This window comes from Rahnella sp. BCC 1045 (assembly GCF_019049615.1).
In the GTDB taxonomy this organism is placed as follows: Bacteria; Pseudomonadota; Gammaproteobacteria; order Enterobacterales; family Enterobacteriaceae; genus Rahnella; species Rahnella contaminans.
The window spans coordinates 86354-93934 of record NZ_JAFMOZ010000120.1; the positions used below are offsets into that span (position 1 = coordinate 86354).

At 49.9% G+C, this 7581-nt stretch carries 5 protein-coding genes; 1 reads left to right on the top strand and 4 read right to left on the bottom strand.

Going from position 1 to position 7581, the window contains the following annotated elements:
- Positions 1 to 39: 39 nt before the first annotated feature.
- From rpsA to serC, 4 genes are all read right to left on the bottom strand, one after another.
- Positions 40 to 1716 (bottom strand): 30S ribosomal protein S1, encoded by a 1677-nt coding sequence (gene rpsA / locus J1782_RS10030; RefSeq protein ID WP_101076455.1) that lies wholly within the window; start codon positions 1714 to 1716, stop codon positions 40 to 42.
- Positions 1717 to 1872: 156 nt separating this feature from the next.
- Positions 1873 to 2571, bottom strand: coding sequence for a (d)CMP kinase (cmk, locus tag J1782_RS10035; RefSeq protein ID WP_152324163.1), 699 nt, complete (start codon positions 2569 to 2571; stop codon positions 1873 to 1875).
- Between the two features lie 195 nt (positions 2572 to 2766).
- Positions 2767 to 4050 (bottom strand): 3-phosphoshikimate 1-carboxyvinyltransferase, encoded by a 1284-nt coding sequence (gene aroA, locus J1782_RS10040; protein ID WP_152324710.1) that lies wholly within the window; start codon positions 4048 to 4050, stop codon positions 2767 to 2769.
- A gap of 104 nt (positions 4051 to 4154) precedes the next feature.
- Positions 4155 to 5240 carry a 3-phosphoserine/phosphohydroxythreonine transaminase gene (serC, locus tag J1782_RS10045; RefSeq protein ID WP_152324164.1) on the bottom strand — a complete coding sequence of 362 codons (1086 nt, stop codon included), beginning with the start codon at positions 5238 to 5240 and terminating at the stop codon, positions 4155 to 4157.
- A 325-nt stretch (positions 5241 to 5565) separates the two neighbouring features.
- Here serC and ycaO point away from each other — a divergent pair, with 325 nt between their 5' ends.
- Positions 5566 to 7329 (top strand): 30S ribosomal protein S12 methylthiotransferase accessory factor YcaO, encoded by a 1764-nt coding sequence (ycaO, locus tag J1782_RS10050; RefSeq protein ID WP_165058099.1) that lies wholly within the window; start codon positions 5566 to 5568, stop codon positions 7327 to 7329.
- The last annotated feature ends 252 nt before the right edge of the window (positions 7330 to 7581 follow it).

Below are 7581 nucleotides of genomic sequence, written 5' to 3' on the forward strand. Positions count from 1 at the left end.
TAAACTACCGTTTCGGGGCGACAGAGCCGCCCCCCGTCATTACTCGCCTTTTGCCGCTTTGAATGCTTCAGCCATAGCGTTAGAGAAGTTGCTTTCTTCTGCTGGTTTGTTGTTAACAACAGCGATTGCATCTTTCTCGTCTGCTTCGTCCTTAGCACGGACGGACAGGCTTACTACACGGTTCTTACGGTCAACACCGGTGAATTTAGCTTCAACTTCATCACCAACGCTCAGAACCAGAGTTGCATCTTCAATACGGTCGCGAGAAGCTTCTGAAGCGCGCAGGTAACCTTCTACGCCACCAGCTAATTCAACTGTAGCACCTTTAGCGTCAACTGCTGTGACTTTACCAGTAACAATAGTACCTTTCTTGTTAACAGACAGGTAGTTATTGAATGGATCTTCAGCCAGTTGTTTCACGCCCAGGGAGATGCGCTCACGTTCTGCGTCAACTTGCAGGACCACAGCTGCGATTTCGTCGCCTTTCTTGTATTCACGTACTGCTTCTTCGCCTGCAACGTTCCAGGAGATGTCAGACAGGTGAACCAGGCCGTCGATGCCGCCGTCCAGACCAATGAAGATACCGAAGTCAGTGATTGACTTGATTTTACCTTCAACACGGTCGTTCTTGTTGTGGGTTTCTGCGAATTGCTGCCATGGGTTGTTTTTGCATTGTTTCAGGCCCAGGGAGATACGACGACGTTCTTCGTCGATATCCAGAACCATAACTTCAACAACATCGCCCACGTTAACAACTTTAGATGGGTGGATGTTTTTGTTAGTCCAGTCCATTTCAGAAACGTGAACCAGACCTTCAACGCCTTCTTCGATTTCTACGAAGCAGCCGTAATCAGTCAGGTTAGTAACGCGACCCGTCAGTTTAGTACCTTCTGGGTAACGTTTAGCGATAGCGACCCATGGATCTTCGCCCAGTTGTTTCAGACCCAGTGACACACGGGTACGCTCGCGGTCGAATTTAAGGACTTTAACAGTGATTTCATCGCCGACATTAACGATTTCGCTTGGGTGCTTAACGCGTTTCCAAGCCATGTCAGTGATGTGCAGCAGGCCGTCAACGCCGCCCAGATCAACGAATGCACCGTAGTCAGTGAGGTTCTTAACGATACCTTTAACTTCCATGCCTTCCTGCAGGTTTTCCAGCAGCTGATCGCGCTCTGCGCTGTTCTCAGACTCAATTACTGCACGACGGGAAACAACAACGTTGTTGCGTTTCTGGTCCAGTTTGATGACTTTGAACTCAAGATCTTTGCCTTCGAGATGCAGCGTGTCGCGAACAGGACGAACGTCTACCAGTGAACCTGGCAGGAACGCACGGATACCGTTCAGCTCAACAGTGAAACCGCCTTTAACTTTACCGTTGATAACACCGGTAACAGTTGCAGATTCTTCGTAAGCTTTTTCCAGCGTGATCCAAGCTTCATGACGTTTAGCTTTTTCACGGGACAGCAGAGTTTCACCGAAGCCGTCTTCAACAGCGTCCAGCGCAACATCAACTTCGTCGCCAACCTGGATTTCCAGTTCGCCCTGTGCGTTTTTGAATTGTTCTGCCGGGATTGCAGACTCGGATTTCAGACCGGCGTCAACCAGTACGATATCTTTGTCGATAGACACAACAACACCACGAACGATGGAACCAGGACGGGTTTCGATTGTTTTTAAGGATTCTTCAAAGAGTTGAGCAAAAGATTCAGTCATGTTGATAATCTTTAGGTTCTTAAGTTTAACGTCCATCTGGCTTCCTGCTGGATGGGGTTGTTTCAAATGCCCCGCTACAGATCCTTGCGGCGAGGTTAAAAAAAACTATAGCCAAAACTGGCACTGAATGTTCTTCAGCACCAGATTATGGCTCGATTACCGGGTTTGTTTTTGCGGCAATCCTAGAATTTCTGTGGCATAAGCCAGCGCTTTTTCGATGACTTCGTCGATGGACATACTGGTTGAATCCAGCAATAACGCATCAGGAGCAGCCACTAAAGGCGCAATAGATCTGTTACGATCACGATCATCGCGTTCTTTGATCTCGGCTAAAAGCCGTTCAAAGTTAACACTAAAGCCTTTTTCCTGCAACTGTAGCATTCTTCTGTTTGCACGTTCCTCTGAACTCGCGTCCAGGAAGATCTTCACAGGCGCGTCAGGGAAAACCACGGTGCCCATATCACGACCGTCAGCAATCAGGCCCGGCGTTTCACGGAACGCACGCTGACGACGCAACAATGCTTCACGAACACGCGGGAAAGCCGCAGCCTGGGAGGCCGTATTCCCGACCGTCTCGGTGCGGATTTCGTTGGTGACATCCTCACCTTCTAAAATCACTTGTAACTGCCCATCCTGAGCGACAAAACGAACGTCGAGATGTGCGGCCAGCGGAACTAACGCCTCTTCTGAGACAATATCAACCTGGTGATGTAAAGCCGCCAGCGCTAAAACGCGGTAAATGGCACCGGAATCCAGTAAGTGCCAGTTAAAGGCTTCGGCCAAAGCTTTACACAAAGTACCTTTACCTGCACCACTTGGCCCATCAACGGTGATTACCGGGGCTAAAGCCGTCATTTTTGTCTCCTTTCGGTGGGGAATACCCGCTTCATTAGCCTAAGACGACTAATTCAGGAGCGGCATTATACGCTGCCTTTGTGGCAACTGTTACCCCGCATTTTTCAGTTGCCTAAAAAGCGGACGTTTCTGACACCTTTAAAGCAAAAAGCGGACATCAAAGATGTCCGCCGTCTTCACACATACCGGAAGAGTTTAAGCCAGAGTGCTGATCGCAGCCAGTTGATCAAAATAGTCCGGGAAGGTTTTCGCCGTGCATTTCGGGTCAAGGATAGTGACCGGGGTGTCCGATAACGCCACCAGGGAGAAACACATCGCCATGCGGTGATCATTATAGGTTCCGATCTCAGCAAATTTCAGGGCCTTCGGCGGTTCAACGCGAATATAATCTTCACCCTCTTCCACCGTTGCGCCCACTTTACGCAATTCTGTCGCCATCGCCGCCAGACGATCGGTTTCTTTGACACGCCAGTTATAAATATTACGCAGCGTCGTCGGACCTTCGGCAAATAATGCAGTGGTAGCGATTGTCATCGCCGCATCAGGGATATGGTTCATGTCCATGTCTATGCCTTTCAGCTCGCCACGTGTGCATTCAATATAGTCATCAGCCCAGTGAATAGTTGCACCCATTTTTTCCAGCACATCAGCAAAACGAATATCGCCCTGCATGCTGTTTTTACCGATGCCGGTCACACGCACAGTGCCGCCTTTGATGGCTGCTGCCGCGAGGAAATAGGAAGCAGATGACGCATCACCTTCCACCAGATAAGCGCCCGGTGAAACGTATTGCTGTTTCCCTTTGATATGGAACTGTTGATATTGGTTATTTTCAACTTCAATACCAAAAGTTTTCATCAGGTTCAGGGTGATGTCGATATAAGGTTTGGAAACCAGATCGCCTTTAATCTGAATCGTCGTGTCGTTGTCTGCCAGCGGAGCTGTCATTAACAGCGCCGTCAGAAACTGGCTGGAAACGCTGCCATCCACGCTGACGTCACCGCCACTAAAACCACCGCGAAGACGCAGCGGAGGATAATTTTCCTGCTCCAGATAATCAATCTGTGCGCCGCCCTGGCGAAGTGCATCCACCAGGTGGCCGATCGGACGCTCTTTCATACGCGGTTCGCCAGTCAGCACGACATCCTGCTCACCCAGGCATAATGCAGCCGCCAGCGGACGCATCGCCGTGCCCGCATTCCCCAGAAACAGTTCCAGACCTTTAGCATCAGAAAAAGCGTTGCCCAGACCATCAATCTCACATTCGGTACGATCTGCTGATAAACGGTGCGTAACGCCCAGTTGTGTCAGTGCATTCAACATATGACGCACGTCATCGCTGTCGAGCAGGTTAGTCAGGCGGGTAGTGCCCTGTGCAAAAGCAGCCAGTAAAAGCGCACGGTTAGAAACGCTTTTTGAGCCGGGTAGATTGATGCTGCCGTTAACCAGCGCAACAGGTTGTAATGTCAGGGATTCCACTCTTTCTCCAATTCTTCATTTCATAAAATGACCCCGGACAGCGAGCCGGGGTCATTTTTAAGGCTTCTAACAAAAGCATTGCACTGGCCCGAAAGCCAGCGCGCTTAACCATGGCGTTTTTCAAATTCCGCCATAAAGTCGGTCAGCGCTTTGACACCTTCAATCGGCATTGCATTATAAATGGATGCGCGCATCCCACCGGCTACACGGTGGCCTTTCAGCGCATGCAGACCGGCGTCCTGCGCCTGATCCAGGAACAGTTTATCCAGTGACGCGTCGGCCATCTGGAACGGAACGTTCATCCACGAACGGTTCGCTGCAGCAACCGGGTTACGATAGAAACCTGTGCGATCGATGGAACCGTACAGTAGTTCAGCTTTGGCCTGATTGCGTTTTTCCATTTCACGCAGACCGCCCTGTTCTTTCAGCCATTTGAAGACCATACCTGACAGGTACCAGGCGAACGTTGGCGGGGTATTGAACATGGAATCGTTCTCGGCCAGTACGGTGTAATCAAGGATAGATGGCAGCTCAGTGCGCGCTTTACCTAATAAATCTTCGCGTACAATAACCAGCGTCAGGCCAGCCGGACCGATATTTTTCTGCGCGCCGGCATAAATTACGCCAAAGCGGCTGACATCAATCGGGCGCGAAAGGATACAGGATGAGTAATCGGCCACTACGATTTTATTCCCGAAATCAGGCATTTCATCGATAGCAATACCGTCAATGGTTTCGTTCGGGCAGTAATGAACGTAAGCAGAATCCGCACTCAGCTTCCACTCGTTCATTGGAAGGATGCCACGTTTGCCGTCAATCGTGGTGGTGACATCAATGACATTCGGCGAGCAATATTTTTGTGCTTCTTTAACGGCGCTGTGAGCCCAGTAACCGCCATCGATATAATCAGCAGACGCTTTATCGCCCAGCAGGTTCATTGGAACTGCGGCGAATTGCGCACGTGCGCCACCGTGGCAGAACAGTACTTTATAGTTCCGGGGAATATTGAGCAGATCACGGATATCCTTTTCGGATTCTTCAGCAACCTGGATAAATTCCTTACTGCGGTGACTGATTTCCATCACCGAGGTACCCAGCCCGTGCCAGTTACAAAGTTCCTGTTCCGCACGACGCAACACTTCAGCCGGGATCATTGCCGGACCTGCACTAAAATTATAAACCTGAGTCATTTCCCCTCACCACTTCTCTGAGACAGCCACATAGTTACCATTAATTTACCGGTTTTATCATTCGAAACAAGCCATCTGTAACGGTTATTCCTCATGACCTGATAAAGCGCGTTGAGATCTGCGTCACAAGGTTCATTCCTCCTTTTAACGCTGATTTTGCGGAATAATGTGTGTATGAACAGACAAATGGGAGGTGCTATTACAACGCGTTCAAACTCAACCCTTTGACTTCACACAGCGATTACATTCTTAACACGAATACATGGAGCTAATACGCAAAACCCCGTATCATTGCGCGTTTTTAGCACGCTCAAAAGTGAACTCAATGACGCAAACTTTTATTCCTGGTAAAGACGCGGCGCTGGAAGACTCCATTTCCCGCTTCCAACAAAAACTCACCGATCTCGGCTTTAATATCGAAGAAGCTTCCTGGCTGAATCCGGTTCCCCACGTCTGGTCAGTGCACATTCGCGACCGCGACTGCCCGCTGTGCTTCACCAACGGTAAAGGCGCCAGCAAAAAAGCCGCTCTGGCTTCTGCTTTGGGTGAGTATTTTGAGCGTCTGTCGACCAACTATTTCTTCGCCGATTTCTATCTGGGCAAAGAAATTGCCAACAGCGACTTCGTGCATTATCCAAACGAGAAATGGTTCCCGCTACCGGAAGATAACCTTCTGCCTGAAGGTATTCTGGATGAGCGTCTGCACGCATTTTACGATGCAGATAAAGAACTGGTCGCCAGCGATCTGATTGATCTGCAATCCGGCAACCCGGATCGCGGGATTTGCGCATTGCCGTTCACCCGTCAGTCTGACCTGGAAACCGTATATATTCCGATGAACATCATCGGTAACCTGTATGTGTCTAACGGCATGTCTGCAGGGAATACCGCGAATGAAGCCCGCGTTCAGGGTCTGTCTGAAGTCTTCGAGCGTTATGTCAAAAACCGTATCATCGCGGAATCTATCAGCCTGCCAGAGATCCCTGCTGACGTGCTAGCGCGCTATCCGGGCGTGGTTGAAGCCATCGCCAAACTCGAAGAAGAAGGTTTCCCAATCCTGTCTTACGATGCCTCTTTGGGCGGCGACTATCCGGTCATTTGCGTAGTGCTGTTCAACCCGTCCAACGGGACTTGTTTCGCTTCCTTCGGCGCACACCCGGACTTCGGTGTTGCACTGGAGCGTACGGTCACTGAATTACTGCAGGGCCGCAGCCTGAAAGATCTGGACGTCTTCACCGCCCCGACCTTCGATGACGAAGAAGTGGCTGAACATGCCAATCTGGAAACTCACTTCATCGATTCCAGCGGTCTTATTTCCTGGGATATGTTTAAGCAGGATGCCGACTATCCGTTTGCAGACTGGAACTTCAGCGGCAAGACAGAAGAAGAGTTCGCCACGCTGATGGCAATCTTTGATAAAGAGGACGCTGAAGTTTATATCGCGGATTACGAGCATCTTGACGTATACGCTTGCCGCATTATCGTTCCGGGCATGTCTGATATTTATCCGGCTGAAGATTTGCTGCTGGCCAACAACAGCATGGGCGCTCATTTGCGCGATCAGTTGCTGGCTCTGCCAGACAGCGATCTGCCAAAAGAAGCTTATTTGGAAATGATCACACAGCTTGATGATGAAGGTCTTGATGACTTTACCCGCGTTCGCGAGCTTCTGGGCATTGCCAGCGGCAAAGACAACGGCTGGTACACCCTGCGCGTAGGCGAGCTGAAATCTATGCTGGCACTGGCAGGCGGCGATTTGGATCAGGCGCTGACATGGGCTGAATGGGCGCATGAATTCAATGCATCGGTTTACAGCGATGAGCGCAACAACTATTACCGTTGTCTGCAAACACTTCTTCAGCTATCCCTGGAAGAAGATCGTGATCCGGCTCAGTACTACACGGCATTCGTGAAAATGTACGGTCAGAAAGCGGTTGATGATGCTTCAGCAGCCATCAGCGGCGAAGAGCGTTTCCACGGTCTGTTTGCAGTAGATGCCGACCTCAAAGCATTGCCTGCTCATCAGGCTCTGCTGGGCGCTTACGAAAAACTCCAGGTAGCAAAACGCCGTTACTGGTCAAAAGCCTGACCTTCCGACGTTTGAAAAATCTACGAACCGGCGGAATTTTCTGCCGGTTTTTTATTTCCCTTCGTAATGGCTTTGGGGGGGTTATTTACCGCCAAATGTTTGACTCAGCCGAAAAAATGACGTGTAATTCGCCGCGAAATAAAGGCCGGTTGTCATTTTTCTGACTTAAGCCCCACGGACTTTTTAATAAGTTGCTCATCTGTAAAAAACACAAAGTAAAATTGACGAGAGCCATTAACAATGGCTTATTAT